Genomic DNA, 23,370 nt, shown 5'->3' on the forward strand with positions numbered 1-23,370 from the left:
CACTCGTCCATCGGAAAGGAACCCACAATGACACTGGCACGCCCCGACATCGACCCCGAGCTGAGCGAGCTACTCGCGCAAATGCAGCTCATGTCCGAGCTCAACCCCGAGATTCTCGCGCAGCTGCGCCCACTCATGTCGACGCCGGTCGAACCCCACCTCGAAGGCCGCGCGGTCGACCGGCGCGAGGTCACCGTTCCCACCCAGGACGGCGTGCGAATCCCGCTCTCGATCTTCAGCCCCGCGGATCGCGCCACGGCGGCACCGTGCGTCTACTGGATCCACGGCGGCGGGATGATCATGGGTGATCGTTTCTCCAACATCGACATCCCGCTGGAGTGGCTCGACCAGCTCGGTGTCGTGGTGGTCTCCGTGGACTATCGGCTGGCACCGGAGGTCACCGGCACGACCCTGGTCGACGACTGCTACCGCGGCCTGCTCTGGGTCGCCGAGCACGCCGACGAGCTGGGCATCGATCCCGCCCGCATCGTCGTGGCGGGCACCAGCGCCGGCGGCGGCCTCACCGCGGGACTCGCCCTGCTGGCACGCGACCTGGGCGCCCCGGCGATCGCCGCCCAGATGCTGATCTGCCCGATGCTCGACCACCGCAACATCACCACCTCCAGTCGGCAGTACTCGGGGCCCGGTGTCTGGACCCGCGGGATGAACGAGTACGGATGGCGGTCGGTGCTCGGCGACCTCGCCGCCGAGGAGGTGCCCGCCTACGTCTCACCCGCGGTGGCCGACGACCTCTCGGGCCTGCCGCCCACCTATATCGACGCCGGTTCGGCCGAGGTCTTCCGCGACGAGGTCGTCGACTACGCCACCAGGATCTGGGCGGCCGGCGGTCAGGCGGAGCTGCACATCTGGGCGGGCGGTTTCCACGGATTCGACGCGCTGTACCCGCACGTGCGGGTCTCGGCCGCGGCGCGCCGGACGCGCGAGGACTGGCTCGCCCGGCTCCTGAACCCGGCTTCCGGCAAGTAGGCGCCGACCTTGTCGATCACGAGGCAAGAGTCCGTTTTGTGTGTATAAGGCGGGGTTTGGGGTGATTGTGGTGGGAACAAGTCCTGTGACACGAGGGGGACAGCATGCTCCACAAGCTTCGCGACATGGGTATCAGGTCCGACCATTTCTTCATCGCGGGGTTCGCGTCGATCGGGCTCTCGCTCGCATCCTGGATGGTGTCGAGGACCACTGAGGAGGCGGGAATCGACCGCGCCGACCGGTGGGGGATCTTCATCGGCCAGTGGGCACCGACGTTCTTCGCGCTCGGTACGGCCATGCGGGTGGAGGAAACCCACCCGGAGGTACGGGAACGGGAAATGCGCGAGAAGGAAATGATGCGTGGCGAGACGAAGGAAATGGCCAGGGAGATGTCGTCCCGGACGGGCAACACGCGGATGCACACTCCCACCTGACCGTCGTACTGATGACGGGCGGGCCACCATCGGTGGCCCGCCTTCGTGTTGGCGCCATCACTAAGCTCAGAGCGGCCGGATGGTGCTGCCGATCTGGTCGAAGAGGGCTTCCTTTCCGGTGAGGTCGGTGCTCAACGTGACCACGCAGGTCTGGCCCTTGTCGGAGGGGACGTAGAACTGGGTGCCGCGGACGACGGCCTTTTTGATGGGAAGGGTGTAGCGGATTCGTACCGCCGAACGGTTTCCCAGCGGAATGCTGGTGGCCTCGGAGACGGTGGCGTTGACCGAGGTGAGTTGTTCCTTGGCGATCTGGATGAGGGCGTCGGCGGAGGCGCCCACGCTGGGCTGGCAGAAGCCGTTCAGATTGGTGACGAACTTGTCGGGGGACTCGGCCTGGGAGGCAGGGTCCATGGCGTAGACGGCCTTGTTCTTGCGCAGTGCCTGCAGGCTGGCTTTGGCCTGCTGGAGGGCGTCTCCGGTGAGGCCGCTGGCCTCCAGTTCCGCTTCGAAGGTGTCCTTGGAAAGGTCCACCGACCGCCATTCAGTGGGTACGGCGAGCACCAGGCCATTGGAAATGCCGCCCACCCTGGCGAAACCATCCGGAAGGGGCACCGCGGCCGGCCGGGAGGGCGGTGGCGAGTCGCTGCCACATCCGGCGGCGGCGAACACGAGCAGAACGGCTAGGAGGAGTACGCGCGGCACCCGGCGAGCGTAACCCGCCCCCAGGTCACGGCGAGCCACAATCGCAATCACAGCGGGACGCGCACTTGCAGCAGTCGCAGCACCCATCCGCGCCGTCACACGACGGGCAGTCACAGCGACAGCAGTAACAACGTTCGTCGCACGGCCTTCCCCGCAGTCGGCTCCACTTGGGCCGATAAACGCCACATGTCAGAAACGTGCCTAATCCACCAAGTGTCCGCCGGATCGGCCCCGGCTGCGGAAATCCCGGATACCGCGGAGGGTGCTGCGGGAAATGCCCGAAAGTCCGGTCCACCGCCCGCCGCGTCTCGTCCCGCAACAACATCTCGACCAGGTGCCGCTCGTCCAGTTCCAGATCTTGTACGGCCAGCGCGATGCCCTGACAGGCGTCCAGGCAGATCGCCCGCGCCTCGTCCCGGGAAACCCCCGTGGCGGTGAGCGGGTTGAACGCGCCCCTGGCCTGGTCCTCGGCCAGATCCTCGACGGCGTCGACGAGGTGGGCGATCCGCCCGAACAGGCGCCCGGCCTCCCGGAGCGTCTCCACGTTCCCCGGCCGCCCCGCCAGCACCGCCGTGTGCGCGAACGCCGCCGCCGACGCGGTTTCGGTCGGCTCGGTCAGCTCCAGCAGCGCCGCCCGGCCGGTCCTGGCGGGATGTACGGCCGCCGCGGCCTCCAGGGTGAGCTGACGGTGGGCGGCCGACGTCAGCACGCCGGTGTCGAAGCCGATGGCCGCGCCCCCACGTTCTGCCGCCTTCGCCCAGGTTTCCGCGGTACGCCGTACGGGCGCGCCGGTGATCGTACGGGCGGCGAGGCCGTCCCCGTCCGCCGCGTGGTCACGGATCTTCCCGGCCGCCAGGGCCAGGGACACCACGGCCGCCAGCCGCGTCCCGGACGACCCCGAGGTGACCACGTCAGCCCCGCGGAACCCCCGCAACGCACACGGCCCCGCCACCCGATGTCCCGAAATTTCGGGGGATTGGGCTTCGGTGAGGACGGAGAGCAGGAGGCCGTCGTAGTTGGTCGCCGTCCGGGCCAGTTGCCCGTGCCGGTCGCGCAGCGTCAGGCAGAGCCCGCACAGATGCGCCATCCAAGCCCGCTGCAACTCCGGACACGTGTGCTGCCCGCACGGCCGCAGGATCCCGAACAATCCCCTACCTCCTGATCATCGCCGACCAGCAAGGTAACCACGCCTTACTTGCAAATCACTGAAAGCATGATCACCCTCCTTTGGGGCAGCAAACAGGCATAAACCGGGTGCTGGGTGGTACTCACCAGATGAGGTGTGAGATGGCCCTGAAACCTGGCTCGCGCGGTCCCACCATCCGGTTCGTCCGGTGGCTCGGCCTGGACCGCAATCCGCTACGCCGTCGCAGTGACCGCTTCGAGTCGGCGATCCGCCTGATCTCTCTACTCGGCCTGCTGACCGCCACCGTGCTCGGCGTGCTGCTCGGCGTCCGGGTCTACCGGGACGGCCTGCGCATCGAATCCCAGCAGGCCAGGACCCGTCACCAGGTCACCGCCACGCTCCTCGAAACCGCCGGCCCCAGGATCTCCGTCTCGGCGCCCGCGTACGCCCCCGCCATGGCCACCTGGCGTTCCCCCGACGGCGCCCTCATGCAGGGCGTGGTCAACGCGCCCGCCCTCCGGCCCCACGGCCATACCGTCACCGTCTGGGTGGACGACCGCGGCGCCATCACCGAACGCCCCCGCGACCGGGAGACCACGCTGGTCTCCGCCCTCACCGTCGGCACCGGCATCCCGGTCCTGGCCACCGCCTTCGCCGCCCTGCTCCTGCTCCTCACCCGAGCCCTCGTCTCCCGCCAGGCCCGCCACGCCTGGGCCGCGGAATGGACCGTCATCGAGCCCACCTGGCGGATCAACGACTAGGGGTGCCGGGGCGAGCGGATCAGCAGGTTGGCCAGCACCTCGTCCGGCCCGACCGTGCTGTAGACGTGCGGCACGTCGGCCTGCCAGGAGATGTGCTCGCCCGCCGCGGCGACCAGCGGGGCGTAGGCAGGACCGGCGCGCAGTACGCCCGCGTAGACCGTCCAGTGCTCGGTCACGCCGGGGGCGTGCGGCGGTGAGTGCTGGACGACACCGGGCCGGACCCGCATGCGCAGCAGTTCGTACGTCGCGCCCGGCTCCTCGAAGACCTCGAGCAGCGTGGCCGTGACGGCGACGCCGTTCACCATGGCGGCCGTCGCGAGCGGTGCGCCGGGCTCCAGGACCAGCGCCGTCAACGGTACGCCCAACGCTCCCGCCAGCGCGTGAAGCGTGTTCAGCGTCGGGTTCCGGGTGCCCAGTTCCAGCCCGGACAGTGTCGCCTTGCCGATGCCGGCGCTGCGGGCCAGCGCCGACAGGGAGATTCCGCGGGCCTCCCGCAGTTGTCGCAGCCGACTTCCGACACCCGTTTCCTGCCTGTCCACCCGGCAAGTCTGGCAGGCCGCCCTTGTTCGGTTGATGTCCGGCTGACTAAGGTGCGTTCCGTATACGGAACGGTATGGCATTGAGGGGGCAGCCGTGCGGGCACAGGCCATCGTGGCGGGGTTGATCAGCGCGGTCGTCGGCTACGCCAGCTCCTTCACCGTCGTCCTCGCCGGCCTGCGCGCCGTGGGCGCGACGCCCGGGCAGGCCGCGTCCGGGCTGCTCGCCCTGTGCTGCGGCATGGCGGCGGTGGCGATCTTCCTCGGGCTGCGGTACCGCATGCCGATCAGCATCGCCTGGTCCACGCCGGGCGCCGCGCTGCTGGTGGCGACCGGTCCCGTGCCCGGCGGCTTCCCGGCCGCGGTCGGCGCGTTCCTGCTCTGCGCCGCGCTCATCGTCCTCGCCGGACTGTCACCCTGGCCGGCCCGGATCATCGCCGCCATTCCGCGCCCGATCGCCGGCGCCATGCTGGCCGGTGTCATCCTCAGCCTCTGCACCGCGCCGGTCCGCGCCGTCGTGGACATCCCGCTCCTGGCCATCCCCGTCATCCTGACCTGGGCGGTGCTGCTGCGGTACCGGCGTCAGTGGGCCGTCCCCGGCGCGCTCGTCGCGGCGGTCATCGGCATCGCGGTCCACGGGCCGGGCGAGGGCCTGTCCGGCGCGGTCCTGCGTCCCACGGCCGAGCTGACCACCCCGGCACTGAACCTCGCCGTGGTGGTGAGCATCGCCGTACCCCTGTTCCTCGTCACCATGGCCGCGCAGAACGTCCCCGGCATGGCCGTCATGGCGACGTACGGCTACATCCCGCCCCTGCGCCCGATCCTCGTGGCGACCGGCCTGGCCAGCGCCGCGGTGGCCCCGTTCGGCGGCCACACCGTCAACCTGGCCGCGATCACCGCCGCACTGACCGCCGGCCAGGACGCCCACCCCGACCCGGCCCGCCGCTGGATCGCCACGGTGTCCCTCGGCGCCGGCCAACTGACCCTCGGCCTCGGCGCGGGCCTGGCCATGGCCCTCGTCCTGCTCTCCCCACCGGTCCTGATCATCGCCGTCGCCGGCCTCGCCCTACTCCCGGCCCTCGGCTCCTCCCTGGCCACCGCGGTCACCGAACCGGAGGGCAGGGAGGCCGCGGTGGTCACCTTCGTCGTCACCGCCTCGGGCATGACGATCCTGAGCATCGGCGCGGCGTTCTGGGGCCTGGTCGCGGGCGGCCTGACAGCAGCACTACTCCACAGAAAGCAACCATCCGCCGCCACGGAACCCACACCGGAACGAGCAGGCGTGTAGTGGGTTCAATCGCCCGGCGGTTCGGTGATCTCGATGATGTAGAGCGGATCGTCGAAGGCGCGGGCAGGGTGCTCCCAACGTGCCCGGTCGAGCGTGAAGACGGGACAGATGCTTGCGTCGGCCAGGGCCGCGACGTGAGCGTCCCAGGGCTCGAGGCCAGTCCGGTTGATCGCTTCGGCGAGCGCCAGGCCGTGTTCGGGCGTGGTGGTCCCGGCCACCGTGACGGAGTCCATGGTGCATATGCCGAGCAGCAGATCGGCGTTGACCTTTCCCGCGAAGAGGGTGGCCCCGGTCACGGCGAGCGTCGAGACGACCATCGGCTGGCCCTGCTCGTCCAACCGGGCGACCAGTTCCATGAGGTCGAGGTCGCCGCGTGCGAGTTCGCTGAGCATCCCGGTGTCGAGAATGAGGGGCGGGAGGGTCATTCGGCGTCCTCCGACAGTCGCGGCATGGCCGCGAGCTGACTCCGCACATGCGACATCAGCCGGTCCACACGCTGATGATCGGCCTCCGCCCGGGCCCGTGCCCGGTGCGTCTCCAGCAACAGCCGACGCCGACGATCTTCCCGCACCCGCTCCGCCAGCGCCTCGTTCACGTACGCCGACAGCGACCGCGCGTCATCCTCGCCTGAGCCCACCCGATGGTTCTTCACATATTCCACCAGGTCAGGGTCGAGCGTGACAGCGACGTTGATCCGTGGCTTGCTCATACCAGCAACCTAATACAATCCTAAGATCTTTAGCGCGGTTTGCCCGCGCGCACATCCGCCAGGCCCTTGGCGGTCGGTGCCGAGCGGTCTTGTGTCCTGTCCGGCCGTTGTTCTTGTTGCGGGATTCTTTTCCCCCTACGTTGCGAACTGACGTGAATCGGGGGATTCGGCGGCTTGTTGGGGGGCGAGGGCCGGTGAGCTTGAGGCGCGGGCGGGCGCTGGGTGTGAACGCGGTGACCCTGTGGGTCCGTGAGAGCGGTGAAGGGCGGTCAGCGGTCCAGGATTTCGTTCTTGCCGATGACTACTACTCCGCCGCGGGTGACGGCGAAGCGTTGGCGGTCGGATTCGAGGTCGAAGCCGATTCGGGCGCCGTCGGGGACGACGACGTTCTTGTCGATGATGGCGCGGCGGATGATGGCGCCGCGGCCGACCTTGACGTTGCCCATCAGGACGGAGTCCTCCACGAGGGAGTGGGAGTGGAGGATGACGCCGGGGGAGAGGATCGAGCGCAGGGCGGTGCCGCCGGAGACGATGACCCCGGCCGAGACGAGGGAGTCGATGGCGTGGCCGACGCGGTCGCCGTCGTTGTGGACGAACTTGGCGGGCGGGAGGGGGTCGTGGCCGGTGTAGATGGGCCAGCGGTCGTTGTAGAGGTTGAAGATGGGGTGGGCGGAGATCAGGTCCATGTGGGCGTCGTAGTAGGCGTCCAGGGTCCCGACGTCCCGCCAGTAGCCCCGGTCCCGATCGGTCGAACCAGGCACCACGTTGTCGGCGAAGTCGTAAACTTCCGCGCTTCCGCCTTTGACCATCATCGGGATGATATTTCCGCCCAGGTCGTGCTTGCTGGCGGGGTCGAGGGCGTCCTCCCGGAGCGCGTCGATCATCGCCTGGGTCTTGAAGACGTAGTTGCCCATCGACGCGTACACCTGGTCGGGCGCGTCCGGCAGCCCCACCGCGTCGGTCGGCTTCTCCCGGAAGGCGGTCATCCGGCGCCCGGTCGGATCCGTCTCGATGATCCCGAACTGGTCGGCCAGCGCGAGCGGCTGGCGGATCGCGGCCACGGTCACGTCCGCGCCGGAGTCGATGTGCTGCTCGACCATCTGCCGGGGGTCCATCCGGTAGATGTGGTCGGCGCCGAACACGATGACGTGGTCGGGCATCTCGTCGTAGATCAGGTTGAGGTTCTGGAAGAGCGCGTCCGCCGACCCGGCGAACCAGCGCGGCCCCAGCCGCTGCTGCGCGGGCACCGGCGTCACGTAGTTGCCCAGCATGGCCGACAGCCGCCAGGTCCGCGAGATGTGCCGGTCCAGGCTGTGGTTCTTGTACTGGGTGAGTACGACGATCTTGAGATAGTGCCCGTTGGCCAGATTGGACAGCACGAAGTCGATCAGGCGGTAGATCCCGCCGAACGGAACGGCCGGTTTTGCCCGGTCGGCGGTCAGCGGCATCAGACGCTTCCCCTCACCACCGGCGAGCACGACTGCGAGCACCCTCATGGCCATGACCTTAACCGTTCAAAAGGGGTGCAAACACTAGGCTGATCGTATGCGTGTCGATCTGCTCAGCCGGGAGTACCCACCAGAGGTCTACGGTGGCGCCGGTGTCCATGTCGAGTATCTGGCCCGCGAACTGCGCCGCCTGGCGGACGTGCGGGTCCGCTGCTTCGGCGCGCCGCGCGAGGACGCCACCGCCTACCAGGTGCCCGGCGGCCTGGCGACCGCCAATCCGGCGCTCCAGGTGCTGGGGGTGGACCTGGAGATGGCGGCCGGCTGCGCCGGCGCCGACCTCGTGCACAGCCACACCTGGTACGCCAACTTTGCCGGCCATGTGGCCAAGATGCTGTACGGCGTGCCCCACGTCGCCACCTCCCACAGCCTGGAACCCCTGCGCCCCTGGAAGGCCGAGCAGCTGGGCGGCGGCTACACCCTCTCCTCTTGGGCGGAGCGTACGGCCCTGGCCGAGGCGGACGCGGTGATCGCGGTCTCCGAGGGCATGCGCCGCGACGTCCTCACCTGTTATCCCGAAATATCGCCACAAAAGGTGCAGGTGATTCACAACGGGATCGACACCGCCGAGTACGCCCCCGCACCGGGCCACCAGGCGCTGCTCCGGCACGGCATCGACCCCGGCCGCCCGTACGTCGTCTTCGTCGGCCGCATCACCCGGCAGAAGGGCCTGGTCCACCTGCTCCGCGCGGCCAGGTCCTTCGACCCCGCCGCCCAGCTGGTGCTCTGCGCGGGGGCACCGGACACCCCGGAGATCGCCGCCGAGGTGACCGCTCTGGTCGAGGAGCTCTCCACCACCCGCAAGGGCGTCATCTGGATCTCCGAGATGCTGCCCCGCCCCGAGGTGATCGAGATCCTCACCCACGCCACCGTCTTCGTCTGCCCCTCGGTCTACGAGCCGATGGGCATCGTCAACCTGGAGGCGATGGCCTGCGAGACCGCCGTGGTGGCCACCGCCACCGGCGGCATCCCCGAGGTGGTCGCCGACCAGCAGACCGGCCTGCTGGTCCCGATCGAGCAGGGCCAGGACGGCGAGCCGCTGGACCCCGAGGCGTTCGCGGTGGCCATCGCGGCCCGGGTGAACGCGCTGCTGTCCGACCCGGGCCTGGCCGAGGACATGGGCAGGGCGGGCCGCCACCGCGCCGTCGAGCACTTCTCCTGGGCGCGCATTGCCGAGCGCACCAGAGACCTGTACGCCTCGTTGATCAATCCATAGGGCTGGTCAGCGCCACGGGTCGATCATCGTCACGCCCGGCGCGGACGAGGCGGTCAGCGCGCCGGCCGCCTCGTCCAGGGTGATGGTGCGGGTGATCATCGCCGCCGGGTCCAGGGTCCCGGCGGCGACCAGGTCCAGCATCGGCGGGTACGCGTGCGCCGCCATGCCGTGGCTGCCCAGCAGGTCCAGCTCGTAGGCGATCACCCGCCCCATCGGCAGCGTGGTCCCCCCGGGCAGCAGGCCGATCTGCACGTGCCGCCCCCGACGGCGCAGGCTCTCGATCGAGGCGGCGGCGGTGGCGGCGCTGCCCAGCGCGTCCATCGCCACGTGTGCCCCGCCGGAGGTGAGCTCCACCACGGCGGCCGGGTCGGCGGCGGGCAGCGTGCGGGCCGCGCCGAAGCGGGTGGCCAGGGCCAGCGCCTCCGGGTTGGGGTCGATCGCCACCACCCGGGCCCCGGCCGCCGACGCGATCATGACCGCCGCCAGGCCGACCCCGCCGCAGCCGTACACGGCCACCCATTCGCCGGGCCGTACCGCCCCACGGGAGACCACCGCGCGGAAGGCGGTGGCGAAGCGGCAGCCGAGCGCGGCGGCGGCCTCGTGGGAGAGGTGCTCGGGCAGCCGGATCAGGTTGACGTCCGCGTGGTGCACGGCGACGTATCCGGCGAACGAGCCCCAGTGCGTGAAACCCGGCTGCGTCTGGTACGGGCAGACCTGGTGGTTGCCGGACCGGCATTCTTCGCAGGCGCCGCAGGCGCAGATGAAGGGGACCATCACCCGGTCGCCGGGACGCCAGCCGGTCACCCCCGGGCCGACCTCGGCGATCACGCCGGAGAACTCGTGGCCCGGCACGTGCGGGAAACGCCGGATGTCGGGGTCGTGACCCTGCCAGCCGTGCCAATCGCTCCGGCAGAGGCCGGTGGCCGCCACCCTGACGGTCACCCCGCCCGGCGGCGGCCCGGGCTCGGGCAGCTCGCGAACCTCGGGACGCACTCCGAAACCGTCGTAGACCACCGCGCGCACCGGCCCAGCCTAACCGGACCGCAAAGAAGAGCAGGACAGGGGTGATCGACGTCGAATACTCTGCGTTAGGAGTGCTCAACAGAGAGTAAGATTCGGGCGGACGGCAGTTCCGCGCCGTCACTCTTCAGTGACCTGGCAATGTAGGGAAGGAAAGCGCATGAAGAGGATGTTCTTGCTGGCCGGCGCGCTGGCCACGGTCACCGCTACGGCGGCCTGCGGCGGGGGGTCCAGCATGAACTCCAACGGCGCCGCGGAGCCGGTCGCCGTCACGGAGACCTCGCCCGGCGCGACGCCCACCACGGAGTCCAGCCCCATGACCAGCCCGATGACCACGGCCAGCCCGTTCGGCACGGCCTGCGCCGCCATCCCGTCCTCCGGCCCGGGCAGCAGCCAGGCCATGGCGGGCGACCCGGTGGTCACCGCCGCGTCCAACAACCCGCAACTGTCCACCTTCGTCGAGGCGGTCAAGAAGGCCGGCCTGGCGGACACGCTGAACTCCTCCAAGGCTCTCACGGTCTTCGCCCCCGACAACGAGGCGTTCGCCGCGGTGCCCAGGGAGCAGCTGGACAAGATCCTGGCGAACAAGCAGGAGCTCACCAAGATCCTGAAGTACCACGTGGTCGACGGCCGCCTCACCCCCGAGCAGCTGGAGGCCTCCCAGCCCGTCTCCCTGGAGGGCGGCAAGCTCCACGTCAAGGGCAGCGGCCAGGACTTCACCGTGAACGGCGCCAAGGTCGTCTGTGGCAACATCCAGACCTCCAACGCGACCGTCTACATGATCGACAAGGTCCTCATGCCCCCGAGCTAAGCGGCATTCCGGGCTCCCCCCGCCCGGAGCCCGCGGTCAGAGCTCGCGCTGCAGGAGCAGGGTGTCGAGCCAGCGGCCGTGCTTGAAGCCGACCCGGCGGAGACGGCCGGCCTCGGTGAAGCCCTCGGCGGTGTGCAGGGCGATCGAGGCGGCCGCCGCCGCGCCGCTGTCGGCGATGACGGCGACCATCTGCCGGGCGCCCGCCTCCGCCGCCAGGCCGACCAGTTCCTTGAGCAGGGACCGGCCGAGGCCCCGCCCGGTCAGCCCGGGGGCCAGGTAGACGGAGTCCTCCACCGTGTGCCGGTAGGCCGGTTTCGGGCGGTACGCGGAGGCGTAGGCGTACCCGGCGATCTCTCCGTCCACCTCGGCGACCAGGAACGGCAGTCCCCGGCCGGCGATGTCGGCCGCCTTCACCCGCCAGGCCGCCTCGTCCGGCGGCACCTCGTCGAAGGTGGCCACGCTGCCGGTCACGTAGTGGGCGTAGATGGCCGTCACCGCGGCCAGGTCGCCGGGCCGCAGGGCTCTGATCGTCGGCATGGGACCACGGTACGGCCGCGGCGAAGACGTCAGCCGAGGCGGGCGGAGGTGGATGACGTCCATGGCCGGGTGGTACGCCCGTTTTCAAGGGATTCCGAGGGAAAAGGTGGCGCTTGAGAGGCAATCTGCTGGATTCTAGGGCCAAACCTGCGAAAGGAACGTGCCATGCGCGTACTCGCCGGGCTGGTCTCAGCCATGATCCTGCTCTTACCCGCGGCCCCCGCCCTCGCCCAGCCCGCCCCGATCGCCTCCAAGACCGGTGAACTCAACCTCAGCGCCCGTAAGTCGTTCGAGCGCTACTCCTCGGGCAAGAAGGCCCGCAGCAAGGGCACACTGACCGCCTTGAACGTCACCACCGACACCATCCCGCCCGTGGCCACCGTCAAGGTGTCCGGCAAGACCTACGACTACACCAAGAACGCCACCTGCGGTTACTCCGTATTCCGCGTCACCTACATGAAGGCCGACGGCTCGCTCCCCTTCAAGCACCGCACCTTCCGCAACTGCGGCTACAACACCGGCAAGTCGTTCACCTTCACCGACAAGCGCGTCTACCTGGTCGAGTTGAAGGTGTGCAGCGAGGCCAAGCACACCAACCCGTCCATCAACTGCCTGTACGCCGGAGCCTGGAAGATCCTCTACTCCACCCAGTAACAGCACCCGTAGCAGCTTCCCTCGGACCAGGCGCGGCCTGCTGGTCGCGGCGCCGCCTCGCGCGCCCCGGCCGCGCCACGGGACCGAGCCTGCGGGCGACCCCGCAAGTGACAGTCAAGGGACCTGCAGGCGACGGGGTGGAAAACAGGCTCAGCCGCTTCCGCCGCACAGGAGCCCACCCCCATGAACCGCATCCGCCTCGGCGTGGCCGCCCTCGCTGGGTTGGCCGCCCTGCTGCCCGCCACGGTGGCCGGCGCCACGGCCGGCAACCCGGGCCCGGAGATCTGCCGCCAGGGCTACGTCTGGCGCACCGCCCGCCCTTCCGACCTGGTCTGCGTCACCCCGGGCAACCGCGACCAGACCCTGCTGGACAACAGCGTCAAGCGCACCCGCTGGACCAACGGCGTGGACGGCAGGCACACCTGCCTGACCGGCTACGTCTGGCGGGAGGCCTTCGACGGTGACGACGTCTGCGTGCACCCCGTGGTCCACGACCAGGCCGCCAAGGACAACGCGGCCGGCCCGAGCCGCAGGGTGGCCGCCAAAGTCTGGGTCACCACCTACCAGGAGAATGTCGCCAAACTCAAGGTGAACGGCAGTTACTTCAACTTCGGCCCCGTGAAGATCGTCATCAGGTTCGCCGACGGCAGGACGGCCTGGGCGGGCACGCTCTACGCCGATGCCCGCCCGAGCTATCCGGGCGGCAGCTTCGGCCGCAGGACCGGCATGTTCGACTGCTCCGGCCCGGGCAAGCCCGCCAACGGCTACGCGCGCGCCTACGACGTGCGCTCCGGCCGCTGGTCGGACAAGGTCCCGGTCCGGATCGGCTGCGCCACCCTGTGACGCCGGCGCTGAACAGCTGGAACGGCGTTAGACGGTGATGCGCGCCGGCTGCTCGGCCGCCACCTGCTCCGGCTGGCGGATCAGCGCCGCGCAGTCCGCGATCGCCGCGGCCAGCAGCTCCCTGAGCAGCCGGTCGGGATCGTTGACGCACGCCTGCGCGATGCCCCGCACCGCCAGCTGGACGGTGTTCGGCGCCGCGTACCGCCGGAATCCCCGGCGGGAGACGTGCACGCCGCCCCGGAAGCCGCGGGCCCACCGGGCCGCCTCGGGCACCTGGGCCAGCGCCGCGTCGCTCTCCGGCTCCAGACCGGCCGGGCGGCCCTCCAGCTCGCCCAGCACGTGTTCGGCGGCGAGCACCGATACGGCCAGCGCCAGCTGGCGCTCGGCGGCGACCACCGGCAGCGCGGTGGTGGCGCAGCGGAGCGCGATCTTCACCTCGATCCGGGGGTCCTCCCCGATCAGGCCGATCACCGACGGGATGAGCGGCGCCAGCCGCTGCCGGTTCTCGTCGGTCGTGTGGTCGTTCACCAGCCGGGCGAGCCCGGCCAGCAGCGGATGGGTGCAGGACGGATGGTCGCTCCACTTCTCCCCGGCCAGGTACGACGCGAACTCCATGAAGCACGCGCCCTTACGCGGATTGCGGTGTTTGCCTCGGGTCAGCAGCGGGACCGCCGCCGGAAGGTCTCCTCGCACGAGTCCGCCTCCAAGCGATTTCGTCCGTGATTCGTCCGTGATGTCACTTTCCAGTGTGCGCCTGGATCACCCGGAACGAAAGGGGCCCTCCAGAGCCGCCCACTGCAGGAGCATGATCGTCTTTGCATCCGCGATTTCGCCAGACCGGATCATGGCCAGCGCTTTACCGAAAGGAAGCTCGACGACCTCGATGTCCTCGCCCTCCTCGGCCACCCCCAGCCCTCCGGTGGCCCGCTCGCCCGGCTCGTACGGCGCCGCGTAGAAGTGCACGCACTCGGTCACCGAGCCGGGGCTCATGAACACGTCGAACACGTGCTCGATCTCGCCGATGTGGTGGCCGGTCTCCTCCTGGACCTCGCGCCGCACGGCGGTCTCCGGGTCATCGGCGTCCAGCAGCCCGCCGGGCGTCTCCAGCAGCATGCCGTCGGGGTGGCCGTTCACGTACACCGGGTAGCGGAACTGGCGGGTGAGCAGCACGGTGCGCCGCTCCAGGTTGTACAGGAGCATGGTGGCGCCGTTGCCCCGGTCGTAGCTCTCCCGCTCCTCGACCGACCAGTGGCCGTCCGCGTGCTGGTAGTCGAAGGTGGTCTTGAGCAGCACGTACCAACTGCAGGAGAGCAGTCGCACGTCGCGGACCCGGACTCGCGGGTTGCCGGTCAGGTCGCGGCCGGTCCGGTCCAGACCGGTCCGGCCGCGCCTGTCGGGAACATCGATCCCCGCGGTCCCGCCGGTCATCAGCCGCCGCTCTTGCGGCGGAAGGACCGCTTGCCGCCCGCGGCCCCGTGGGTGCCGTGGATCTTCGAGGAGCCCTTGCCGCCGGCCTTGGCGTTCCGGTCGGCCTGGGACTGCCGCTTGCGCTCCAGCGCCTCGCGGAACTTCCGCTTCAGCGCATCCTCGCCCGAACCGTCGGTTCCGTCCGCTTCGGAAACCTCGGGAACGGGCTCCGCGTCCGGCTCTGGGCTGGGTTCGATCGTTGTCTCGGACATCGGAACCTCCTGATCACCCACCCTATCGTGCCCCCTCAACCGGATTTCAGGTAACCGGCTCCCGCCACTGCGGGATCAGGTGGAGCGGCAGTATGGGCTCCCGGCTGGGCCGTACCTCGAAGTCGGTGACCGGGGGCACCACCCGGGGGCTGAAGATCTCCTCGACGTACAGCAGGGGGGTTTCGCCGAGCATGATGATGTAGGCGCGGCTGGCGCTGGTCCGGCTGTCGGCCGCCCAGCCGTTGAACCAGCGGGTGCCGGCCCGCAGCAGGCGCCGGTGGTGGCCGGGCACGTGCTGGTCGAGCAGCCGCCCGATCGGCACGTCGCCGCCCTGGTAGATGTGGTCGATGACGGGGTGCCGGTCGGGCATCATCACCACCCGGTTCACCGACACCGCGTGCCCGCTGGGCTTGACCAGCTCGGAGTAGCGCACGATGACCCGCTCCGCGCCGCTCACTCGCAGGTGCGCGCGGAGCTCCGCGGTCAGCGCCAGACCGGCCTCCAGCACCTCCTGGCGCCCGATCCGGACCCGGAGCGGCTCGCCCAGCAGGGCGGAGAGCAGGCGGGTGGTGGAGCCGTCGTGGCCGAGGACCATTCGGGTCAGGGCTTCCGGCGCGATGTTCATATCTGGTGTCCCTTCGGATGGTTCAGGAGGTGTGCGCCCGGCGCGCCCGCTCGCGCTGCTCGTCCTCGTGCAGCGTGTGCTGGGCCAGCACCGTGTCGGCGGCCGCGGCGACCCGTCCGGCGGCTTCATATAGGGCGATCAGCGACGTGACCCTGGCGGGCTCCGGCGACGGTTCCGAAGCGGCCTCGATGATCGGCCCGGCGAAAGATCCGGCAAAGGATCCGGTGATCGGTCCGGCGACCGGTTCAGGCGCCGGCTCGGGCTGGGGTTTCGGCTGTTCCCGGCGGATCACCACCGGAACCACGGGCGGCTCGTCCGGATCCACCGGACGGGTAGGCGGGGCCTCCTGCCTGGCCGCGGCGGGAGCCTTGGCCGCGGTCTTGGCCGGGGCCAGGAACAGCCCGAGCACCCCGGCCACCGCCGCCATCAGCAGGCAGGTCAGCACGCTCGAGGTGTATCCGGGCATCGGCCCGGCCACGATCGGGTTGTCCATCAGCACGGCCGCGCAGGCCACCCCCAGCGCCGCCCCGACCTGGCGGGCCGACTGGCTGGCGCCGGTGGCCGAGGCGTGCCGCTCCGGGCCGCCGGACAGCGCCGCCGCCGCGGAGATCGCGGTGCTCAGCGCGCCCAGGCCGAGGCCGAAGACGGCGCTGGAGGGCAGCCAGACCTCCAGCAGCCGGGGCGGGCCGTCCTGCATGCCCTGGGTGATCAGCCAGACGCAGGCCATGGTGACCAGCAGCGCGCCCGTGTAGATCACCGGCCGGGGGCCGTGCCGCTTGGTGAGCTGGCCGGAGATCAGGCCGGAGACCAGCACCCCCAGCGAGATCGGCGCCAGCCCCACCCCCAGCAGGGCCGGGTTGTTCGGCCACATGTCCCGCAGGTACATGGGCGCCATCACCAGCATCGGGAAGGCGATCAGGCCGTACAGCACGGACAGCAGCCCGGCCAGCGCGAACTGCGGGGTCCGCCAGAGCCCGAGCTCCAGCGCCGGCACCGGATGGCGGCTGGACCGCCAGATGGCCAGGAACAGCAGCACCAGACCGGTGCCCAGCGCGGCGGCCAGTGGCCCGCTCAACCCCCAGCTCGGGCTCTGCACGATGGCCCAGACGATCATCGCGAGCGAACCGAAGAGCAGCGCGGTGCCGAACGGGTCCGGCAGTCTCCCGGTGATCCGGCGGTTGACGTGGGGCAGCGCCAGCGCGGCGCAGAGCAGCAGCGCCCCGACGATCGCGCTCGGCATGAAGTAGGAGCGCCAGCCAAGGCCTTCCCCCAGCCAGCCGCCGCCTGCGTGCATCAGCGCCCCGCTCAGCCCGGGCGCCGCGCTCCACGCGCCGATCGCCGCCGCCCGCCGCTCGGCGGGGAAGCTCGACAGCATCAGCGCCAGCGAGGACGGCACCATCGCCGCGGTGCCCACCCCCTGTACCGCCCGGGCCACGACCAGCATCGGGAAGGAGTCGAGTGTGATCGCCACGGCGGCCCCCGCGGTGAAGGCGCCCAGACCGAGCACCAGCAGCCGCCGGTGCCCGACCAGGTCCGCGATCCGCCCCGCCGTCGGCAGCAGCGCCGCGTACGGCACCGCGAACGCGGTGATCACCCATTGCAGGTCGGTACGTTCCAGCCCGAACGCGATCGGGGTGCCGGTCATCACCGGGACGGCGAAGGTCGCCCCGATGGAGTCCGCCATGGAGAGCGCGATCGCGCCCATGCAGACCACCAAAGTCTGCACGGTCCGCAGCCGCCGGTGGGCGAGAGGGGCCGGGGGGGCCTGCACAGCCATGGGCTTCTCCTGTCCGGAGAGTCGAGGATGGGAGACACTCGCGGGCGCCCGGGGGAGGCGCCCGCGGTCGCGGGAGTCTCAGGCGCCGACGGGCACGCGGGCCCCCGGCTCCTCGGTGGATTCGGTGACGGTCAGGACACGGTTCATCAGGGGGGCCAGCCTGGCCAGCGAGTCCGCCAGCTCGCGCAGGTCCTCCTGGAGCAGGGCCTGCGCGCCGTCGCACAGGGCCTGGGCCGGGCGGGGGTGCACGTCCACGATGACGCCGTCCGCCCCGACCGCGACCGCGGCCCGGGAGAGCGGCAGCACCAGGTCGCGGCGCCCGCCGGAGTGCGAGGGGTCGACCAGGACGGGCAGGTGGGACAGCCGCTGCGCCATCGGCACGGCGGAGATGTCCAGCGTATTGCGGGTGGCCGACTCGAAGGTGCGGATCCCGCGCTCGCACAGCACGATCGCGAGATTGCCCTGCTGGGCCACGTACTCGGCACCCAGCAGCCAGTCCTCGATGGTGCCGCTCATACCCCGTTTGAGCAGCACCGGCAGGCCCGCCCGGCCGACCGCCTTCAGCAGCGAGAAGTTCTGCGCGTTGCGGGTGCCGACCTGGAGCATGTCCGCGTACTGGGCGACCAGCTCCACGTCACCGGCGTCCACCACCTCGGTGACCACCGGCATCCCGGTCTCGGCGCCCACCTCGGCCAGGATCTTCAGCCCGGCCTCGCCGAGCCCCTGGAACGCGTACGGCGAGGTGCGCGGTTTGAAGGCCCCGCCGCGGAGCAGGACGGCCCCAGCGGCCCGGGCCATCCGGGCCGCCTCCAGGGTCTGCTGCGGCGTCTCCACCGCGCACGGCCCGGCGATCAGGGTCAGCCGTCCCGGCCCGATCGGCACCGGCCCGGCGGACCGGCCGCCCACCCAGACCGTGGACCGCTCCGCGTGCCCTTCCCGGCTGACCAGCTTGTACGGCGAGGACACCCGGACCACCTGGGCCACCCCCCGGTGCGCTCCCAGATCGGTCTGCGCGATCTGCTCGGTGTTCCCGATCAGCGCGATGACGGTACGGCTCACGCCGCGGCTGACGAAGGCCTCGCAGCCCCGGGAGGTGACGGCGGTGACGACGGCGGCGATGTCCTCTTTGGTGGCCCCGGGGCTCATGGAGACGATCATCGCTGCGTCCCGCGGGCCGGACCGGGCCACAGGACCCCGCCCTCGTTCTCGATGGCCGCCTCCAGCGCGGACATCAGCTGCATGGTCTGCGCCCGCAGTTCGCGGACGGCCGCCAGCACCTCCGGCGGCAGCGAGCCGCGCCGCTCGTCCAGGCCGAGGTCCAGGCCGAGCGGGAGCCCGGACTGGAGCTTGCGGTGCAGCTCGTAGGCGATGTCGGTGTCGGCCACCGGCGCCGAGAACACCGGGCCGCGGGCCGCCCGGTCCTGCTGCTGGGCCGGCGGCGGGTCCGACAGGGGCCGGCGCGGCGGGGGAACGGGCCGGGGAATCCGTCCGTCCGGCAGCCACCCTTGCCATGGCTGCACCCCACCGGGCATCGGGCGGGCGTGCCGGCCGAGCACCGGGCGCTGGCCGGTGACCGCCTCCGGGGGGTCGTCCGCGTACGGGTCGAGCGGGAGGTCGGCGATGTAGGGATCAGGCGGGGAGTGCGGCGCCGTGGGGGAGTTGAGGACTTCGGCGGGGGAGGCGGGGGTGTCCTCGGGGGCGGGGTTCTGGTCCGCGGGGTTCTGGTCTGAGGGGTCCTGGGCGGGGGTGCCCTGGGTGGGGACTAAGTAGTCAGCGAACGCCGTCGGCCGCGGACGGTCAGGTCCGGTGCCGGGAAACGGATTGCGGCGCATGCCGCTCCTTCGGGTCAGCGGGCGCGCGGCCCGCGTTGAACGGGTGGGGCGGGTGAGGGGCTTGGGGGCTCGACTGGTTGTTGACCTGCTATTTCTTCTCGACAGCTTCTCGACGGCTTCTTGACAAGATTCAATTCTACGAGTCGGGAGCATAGACAAGTGAACTGTTATCGCGCTAGAGCTTCGATGAAAGTTCACATAAACGGCACATGCAAGTCAGTCCTTCCTGACTGAAGTCAGCTTACTGACTCACCAATTCTGTAAGGTGCCGAGCCGATATGAGAAATGCCGTCCCGACACCCTTGACAACTATGTGTCAAGGTGCTGACCATGGCAAGTGACTGCCTGGCGACCTCGGGGAGACGGTTGCCACAGGGTGAGTGTGAGGGGCGCCAGGCGGTCGAAAAACTGAATCCTTGACTTATCTAGAGAACCTAAGAGCGCCTATCTAGAGAACTTAAATGGCGTTCATAGGGACCTATCTAGAGACGTTAAATGCAATTCCCGCCGACATTACCGGCCGAGCAGAAGGTTGCCGCTCGTGACGTATTCAGACGCAGTAGAACCGATCCCGACCCAGCCGGTGCGCACCCCGTGGCCGCACCGCAGGACCGTACGGGCGGTGCCGGAGGCCGGCCCGCTGGTGGCGATGATCGGCGGCGGGCAGGCGGACCGCACCGGCCGCGAGCACCTGTTCCGCCGGCTCCAGGAGGCGGGCGTCCGGGTCGTCGTCTTCGACCGGTCCATCCCCGCCGCGTGGCAGCGGCCGTACCTGGCCGGGCACAAGTGGGTGCCCGCCATGAACGCGGCCACCCTGACCGGCGCGGTCGGCTCCTTCCCCGAGCCGGTCAACGGCGTGCTCTGCTGGGAGGACCGGCACTTCACCGCCGCGGCCGCGGTCGCCGACCGGCTCCGGCTGCCCGGGTACGGCCGGACCGCCGCCACCGCCACCCGGGACCGCGCGGTCACCCACACCCTGCTGGAGGCCGCCGGCTGTGCGGTGCCGCGCTCGGTCCTCGCCGTGGACCTGACCGAGGCCGAGGAGGCCGCGCAGGGGTTCGGCTACCCGGTCGTGCTCAAGCCCCGGCTCCGCACCGCCGGCTTCCCGGCCCGGCTGGCCGAGGACCACGGCCGCCTGATCACCGGCTTCGCGGCCACGGCGGGGGCCGCCTCGGCCACCTTCGGCGGGCGGCGCGGCGTCCTGGTCGAGGAGCACCTGGACGGCCAGGAGATCGTCGCGGTCTGCCTCACCACCGACGGGGTCACCCAGCTGGTGAGCGTGGTCCGCACCCGGGCCGACTTCACCCCGACCGCCGCCGACCTGGGCCACCTGGTGGACGCCAACGACCCGCTGCTGGACGAGCCGACCATCCTGCACGCCGCCAACGTGAGCCTGCGGGCGCTCGGCGTGCAGGACGGGGCCAGCCAGGTCGTCATGCGGCTCACCCCGTCGGGTCCGTGCGTGATGGCCGTCAAGGCCGGCCTGCACGACCTGATCACCCGGCTGGTCTACCTGGCCGCGGACGCGGACCTGGCCACCGCGGAAACCATGATCGCCTGCGGTGCCCCGGTCACCGTCACACCGCACCGGCACCACCGGGTGGCCGCGGTGACCTACCTGAGCGCGCCCGCGCCCGGGCGGGTCTCCCAGCTGGAGCTCGGCGCCCAGCTGAGCGACCACGTCGGCCGGGCCGCCTGGCTGGAACGCCTGGTGCTGGACGTGGCGCCCGGCAGCGCCGTGGACCCGTCACCCGACGGGCACACCGCGCGCATCGGGCTGGCCGTCGTCACCGGCCGCAACCGCAGGGAATGCCACGAACGCCTGGACCGGCTGCGTCGCGCGCTGAAGGTCACGGTGGTGGCGGCCGACGGGTCGTTGACCCCGGCCATGTCGGTGTCGGGTTCCCGATAACGACCCGATACGACCTCGTACCACCTCTCCCGGGGAGAAACAGGACCATGGTTAGCCGAGCACCGCAGGACCCGTCGGACAGCACCGCACCCCAGGCCACTTTCCAGTTACCTTCGGCCGAGGAGCTCATCGCGGACCACGCGCGGAGCCTCTACGACTACTGCTCGCTCTGGCTGGGCGACAAGCTCGCCACGATCAACGCCGTCCGCAACACCATCGCCCTGGCGGAGGTGCACCAGGACCTCTATCCCGGCCACGAGCACCTGCGCGCCTGGCTGTACGCGATAGCCCGCGTGCACTGCCACTCCCAGCCCCACTACGGCGGTTTCACCACCGCCCCCTTCCCGCCGCTGCGCCCCGGCGAGGGCGACGGTCCCGAGCTGACCGCCAACGCCATGGGGGCGCTCGGCCGCCGGGAGCGCGAGGTGCTCGAACTGATCCACCGGCACGGCATGTCGGTGCCCGCGGTCGGCCTGGTGCTGGGCGTGCCCACCGATGAGGCGGCCAAGCTGGCGCTGGGCGCCCAGGACCTGGTCGAGTGCTTCGTCACCTGCGTGCAGCTGGCCCAGTCCGGCAAGTCCGCCTGCGACGCCGCCAACCCGATCGCGCTGGCCTGGCTGGAGTCGCCCAGGCGGGAACTGCGCAGCCGCCTCAAGTCGCACATCCTCACCTGCTTCACCTGCATGAAGTCGGCCACCATGACGGTGTCGGTGCCCGCCCTGCTGGCCCGGCTGCCCATCGCCGAGCTGGACGAGCTCTCCCGGGCCAGGATCGCGGTCCCGGCCCGGCCGGAGGGCGTGGACATCCGGTGGAGCCAGCACGACTACCCGCTCCAGCCCGACGCCTACAACCCGCCCTCGGTGCCGGAGGAGGCGCCGGTGCTCAACGCCGCGCTCCGGGCCGGCTCCCGGATCGGCTACTGGGAGCGGGACCAGCGGGACCGGGAGCAGCGCGAGTGGGAGCAGCGGCACCGGGACCGCCGGGAGACCGAGTGGCGGGACAGCGACTGGGACGAGAGCAACTGGCTGGACAACGACTACGTCCACCCGCAGCCGCCGCGCGAGGCCCGCCCGCGCTCGATGCCGCTGGCCGCCCCCGTGTACGAAGACCAGCTGGAGCGCGTCCGCCGGATGGACGAGCTCGACCGGACCCCCGGACCTTCCGCCCCACACCCACCGGAAGACGTCTGGGACCAGCGGCCTCCCACGCCTCGCCTGCCGGACGAGGCGTGGGAGGACCTGCCGGAACCCGACTGGCAGGAGCTGGACCGCACCCGCGTGCGCCGCTACCCGGAGCGGGTCTGGGAGAACCGGCCCGTGCCCCGCCTGCCCGCCGGTCGCGGCTGGGAGGAACGTTCCTTCAAGGACGACCGCACGGTCGACCGGCGCGTCGGGCCGCGCCTCACCTACCACGCCCGGCCCAACGGGCACCCCGTCCCCGCGCCGCGTCCCCCGATGGACGCCGCGCCGCCCGCCGAGATCTGGGAGCGGCGCATCGCCGCCGGGGTGCCCAAGGCGACCCCGCCGGCCACCGAGGTCTGGGACGAGGAGGTGTCCTCGCGCGGGCGGCTGACCCGGCGCGGCAGCCGGGCGCGGGCCAGGGAGCGGGCCAGGCTCCGCCGCGAGCGGCGGCAGGAGAGCCGTCCCCGGCGCCGTCCGATCCGGATGGTGGCGCTGACCGCCGCCGGGCTGCTGATCGTCTCGCTGGCCTGGCGGGGGCTGTCCGCCCGCGAGTACCCGGCCTTCCCGGCCTCCAACCGGGCGGTGCAGACGGTTCCCAAGGTGGCGCCGTCCCTGATCGACCCCGTACGGTCCCCGACCGCCCAGGTTCCCACGGCCGCCCCGTCCGCCACCGCGTCCGCCGAGGCGGCCACGCCCCCGGAACGCCGTACCCCCTCGGCCTCGGCGCAGGCGCGGTCGGTCCCGGTGAGCGAGCCCAGCGCGACCGCGAAAGAGACCAAGAAGGAGGAGCGGCCGGCGCCGGTCAAGAAGCCCGCGCTCTCGGTCCGGCCGCTCACCCTGGCGCTGTCCGGCGGCGCTTCTACGGTCACCCTGTCGGCCAGCGCCGGCACCATCAGGTGGCGGGCCGTCAGCACCGAAGGGCTGGCCCAGATCGCGCCAGCCTCCGGCACCGTCAGGGCGGGGGAGAAGGTCAGGTTGACCGTCGAGCTGACCCCCGACGGGGTGCTCGCCTCCTCCTGCCTGTTCGAGGTGAACGACGAGCTCGCGGTGGAGACCACCGTGGCCGACACCATCACCATCCGCTGGACCGGCACCAACGAAGGGGTGCGGACCGACGGGAAGGTCACCCTCAAGGTGACAGGCTGCCCGGCCTGAGCGCGGGCGGCTCCATACTCGGGCTCCGGGGACAGCCGGGCGCGCGGCAAGGCTGTCCCCGGAGACCGGCAACACCAACT

Annotated in this window: 25 protein-coding genes; 10 read left to right on the top strand and 15 right to left on the bottom strand. The window is 71.0% G+C overall.

Annotated features, from left to right (window positions below; genetic code table 11):
* Positions 1-27 precede the first annotated feature (27 nt).
* The gene (locus tag KIP79_RS07405; protein WP_214103920.1) at positions 28-987 is read left to right on the top strand and encodes an alpha/beta hydrolase; all 960 of its coding nucleotides are present in this window, start codon (positions 28-30) and stop codon (positions 985-987) included.
* Positions 988-1,091: 104 nt separating this feature from the next.
* Positions 1,092-1,421, top strand: coding sequence for a hypothetical protein (locus KIP79_RS46585; RefSeq protein ID WP_250212817.1), 330 nt, complete (start codon positions 1,092-1,094; stop codon positions 1,419-1,421).
* 66 nt (positions 1,422-1,487) lie between these two features.
* On the opposite strand, the gene KIP79_RS07415 is transcribed toward KIP79_RS46585, so the two are convergent.
* Both KIP79_RS07415 and KIP79_RS07420 read right to left on the bottom strand, forming a co-directional pair.
* A complete protein-coding gene (locus tag KIP79_RS07415; RefSeq protein WP_214103921.1) occupies positions 1,488-2,123 on the bottom strand; it encodes a hypothetical protein in 636 nt (211 codons plus the stop codon).
* Between the two features lie 25 nt (positions 2,124-2,148).
* Positions 2,149-3,270 carry a DUF5685 family protein gene (locus KIP79_RS07420; protein WP_214103922.1) on the bottom strand — a complete coding sequence of 374 codons (1,122 nt, stop codon included), beginning with the start codon at positions 3,268-3,270 and terminating at the stop codon, positions 2,149-2,151.
* Positions 3,271-3,410: 140 nt separating this feature from the next.
* On the opposite strand from KIP79_RS07420, the gene KIP79_RS07425 reads away from it, so the two are divergent.
* Positions 3,411-4,010 carry an Rv1733c family protein gene (locus KIP79_RS07425; RefSeq protein WP_214103923.1) on the top strand — a complete coding sequence of 200 codons (600 nt, stop codon included), beginning with the start codon at positions 3,411-3,413 and terminating at the stop codon, positions 4,008-4,010.
* Here the strand turns inward: KIP79_RS07425 and KIP79_RS07430 are convergent.
* Entirely contained in the window at positions 4,007-4,549 is a 543-nt protein-coding gene (locus KIP79_RS07430) for a helix-turn-helix domain-containing protein (protein ID WP_308169611.1), read from the bottom strand. The two genes, KIP79_RS07425 and KIP79_RS07430, sit on opposite strands and share 4 nt — an antisense overlap.
* A 94-nt stretch (positions 4,550-4,643) precedes the next feature.
* Between KIP79_RS07430 and KIP79_RS07435 the strand changes: the two genes are divergently transcribed.
* Positions 4,644-5,834: a benzoate/H(+) symporter BenE family transporter gene (locus KIP79_RS07435; protein ID WP_214103925.1), complete on the top strand. Its 1,191-nt coding sequence runs from the start codon at positions 4,644-4,646 to the stop codon at positions 5,832-5,834.
* Between the two features lie 5 nt (positions 5,835-5,839).
* Here the strand turns inward: KIP79_RS07435 and KIP79_RS07440 are convergent, their stop codons facing one another.
* The 3 genes from KIP79_RS07440 to glgC form a co-directional block, all read right to left on the bottom strand.
* Positions 5,840-6,259 carry a hypothetical protein gene (locus tag KIP79_RS07440; protein ID WP_214103926.1) on the bottom strand — a complete coding sequence of 140 codons (420 nt, stop codon included), beginning with the start codon at positions 6,257-6,259 and terminating at the stop codon, positions 5,840-5,842.
* Positions 6,256-6,543: a hypothetical protein gene (locus tag KIP79_RS07445; RefSeq protein ID WP_214103927.1), complete on the bottom strand. Its 288-nt coding sequence runs from the start codon at positions 6,541-6,543 to the stop codon at positions 6,256-6,258. Before KIP79_RS07445 ends, KIP79_RS07440 begins: the two co-directional genes overlap by 4 nt.
* Positions 6,544-6,812: 269 nt before the next feature.
* On the bottom strand, positions 6,813-8,039 hold the full coding sequence (gene glgC, locus KIP79_RS07450; protein WP_214103928.1) for a glucose-1-phosphate adenylyltransferase: 1,227 nt from the start codon (positions 8,037-8,039) through the stop codon (positions 6,813-6,815).
* 49 nt (positions 8,040-8,088) lie between these two features.
* Here glgC and glgA point away from each other — a divergent pair, with 49 nt between their 5' ends.
* Positions 8,089-9,264, top strand: a complete 1,176-nt coding sequence (gene glgA, locus KIP79_RS07455) for a glycogen synthase (RefSeq protein ID WP_214103929.1) — start codon at positions 8,089-8,091, stop codon at positions 9,262-9,264.
* A 6-nt stretch (positions 9,265-9,270) separates the two neighbouring features.
* Here glgA and KIP79_RS07460 read toward each other — a convergent pair whose 3' ends face one another.
* Positions 9,271-10,287 (bottom strand): zinc-dependent alcohol dehydrogenase family protein, encoded by a 1,017-nt coding sequence (locus KIP79_RS07460; protein ID WP_214103930.1) that lies wholly within the window; start codon positions 10,285-10,287, stop codon positions 9,271-9,273.
* Between the two features lie 157 nt (positions 10,288-10,444).
* Here KIP79_RS07460 and KIP79_RS07465 point away from each other — a divergent pair, with 157 nt between their 5' ends.
* Positions 10,445-11,095 (top strand): fasciclin domain-containing protein, encoded by a 651-nt coding sequence (locus KIP79_RS07465; RefSeq protein WP_214103931.1) that lies wholly within the window; start codon positions 10,445-10,447, stop codon positions 11,093-11,095.
* Between the two features lie 36 nt (positions 11,096-11,131).
* Here the strand turns inward: KIP79_RS07465 and KIP79_RS07470 are convergent, their stop codons facing one another.
* The gene (locus KIP79_RS07470; RefSeq protein WP_214103932.1) at positions 11,132-11,632 is read right to left on the bottom strand and encodes a GNAT family N-acetyltransferase; all 501 of its coding nucleotides are present in this window, start codon (positions 11,630-11,632) and stop codon (positions 11,132-11,134) included.
* A gap of 165 nt (positions 11,633-11,797) precedes the next feature.
* Here KIP79_RS07470 and KIP79_RS07475 point away from each other — a divergent pair, with 165 nt between their 5' ends.
* Both KIP79_RS07475 and KIP79_RS07480 read left to right on the top strand, forming a co-directional pair.
* Positions 11,798-12,286, top strand: a complete 489-nt coding sequence (locus tag KIP79_RS07475) for a hypothetical protein (protein WP_214103933.1) — start codon at positions 11,798-11,800, stop codon at positions 12,284-12,286.
* Between the two features lie 183 nt (positions 12,287-12,469).
* Complete coding sequence (locus tag KIP79_RS07480) at positions 12,470-13,129, top strand: hypothetical protein (protein WP_214103934.1); 660 nt, start codon at positions 12,470-12,472, stop codon at positions 13,127-13,129.
* 27 nt (positions 13,130-13,156) lie between these two features.
* On the opposite strand, the gene KIP79_RS07485 is transcribed toward KIP79_RS07480, so the two are convergent.
* The 7 genes from KIP79_RS07485 to KIP79_RS07515 all read right to left on the bottom strand — a co-directional run bounded on the left by KIP79_RS07485 (position 13,157) and on the right by KIP79_RS07515 (position 19,042).
* The gene (locus KIP79_RS07485; protein ID WP_214103935.1) at positions 13,157-13,822 is read right to left on the bottom strand and encodes a hypothetical protein; all 666 of its coding nucleotides are present in this window, start codon (positions 13,820-13,822) and stop codon (positions 13,157-13,159) included.
* Between the two features lie 66 nt (positions 13,823-13,888).
* Entirely contained in the window at positions 13,889-14,557 is a 669-nt protein-coding gene (locus KIP79_RS07490; protein ID WP_214103936.1) for an NUDIX domain-containing protein, read from the bottom strand.
* Positions 14,557-14,808, bottom strand: coding sequence for a DUF5302 domain-containing protein (locus KIP79_RS07495; RefSeq protein WP_214103937.1), 252 nt, complete (start codon positions 14,806-14,808; stop codon positions 14,557-14,559). The genes KIP79_RS07490 and KIP79_RS07495 overlap by 1 nt, the downstream gene beginning before the upstream one ends.
* A gap of 46 nt (positions 14,809-14,854) precedes the next feature.
* Positions 14,855-15,433 (bottom strand): chorismate pyruvate-lyase family protein, encoded by a 579-nt coding sequence (locus KIP79_RS07500; protein WP_214103938.1) that lies wholly within the window; start codon positions 15,431-15,433, stop codon positions 14,855-14,857.
* A 22-nt stretch (positions 15,434-15,455) separates the two neighbouring features.
* Positions 15,456-17,210 (bottom strand): MFS transporter, encoded by a 1,755-nt coding sequence (locus tag KIP79_RS07505; RefSeq protein WP_214103939.1) that lies wholly within the window; start codon positions 17,208-17,210, stop codon positions 15,456-15,458.
* Between the two features lie 78 nt (positions 17,211-17,288).
* A complete protein-coding gene (aroF, locus tag KIP79_RS07510) occupies positions 17,289-18,368 on the bottom strand; it encodes a 3-deoxy-7-phosphoheptulonate synthase (RefSeq protein WP_214103940.1) in 1,080 nt (359 codons plus the stop codon).
* The gene (locus KIP79_RS07515) at positions 18,365-19,042 is read right to left on the bottom strand and encodes a hypothetical protein (RefSeq protein ID WP_214103941.1); all 678 of its coding nucleotides are present in this window, start codon (positions 19,040-19,042) and stop codon (positions 18,365-18,367) included. The genes aroF and KIP79_RS07515 overlap by 4 nt, the downstream gene beginning before the upstream one ends.
* A gap of 541 nt (positions 19,043-19,583) precedes the next feature.
* Between KIP79_RS07515 and KIP79_RS07520 the strand changes: the two genes are divergently transcribed.
* Both KIP79_RS07520 and KIP79_RS07525 read left to right on the top strand, forming a co-directional pair.
* Positions 19,584-20,954, top strand: a complete 1,371-nt coding sequence (locus KIP79_RS07520) for an ATP-binding protein (protein WP_214103942.1) — start codon at positions 19,584-19,586, stop codon at positions 20,952-20,954.
* Positions 20,955-21,001: 47 nt separating this feature from the next.
* A complete protein-coding gene (locus tag KIP79_RS07525) occupies positions 21,002-23,290 on the top strand; it encodes a hypothetical protein (protein WP_214103943.1) in 2,289 nt (762 codons plus the stop codon).
* Positions 23,291-23,370: the final 80 nt, after the last annotated feature.

The sequence above is a fragment of the Acrocarpospora catenulata genome, assembly GCF_018476525.1.
GTDB lineage: Bacteria > Actinomycetota > Actinomycetes > Streptosporangiales > Streptosporangiaceae > Acrocarpospora > Acrocarpospora catenulata.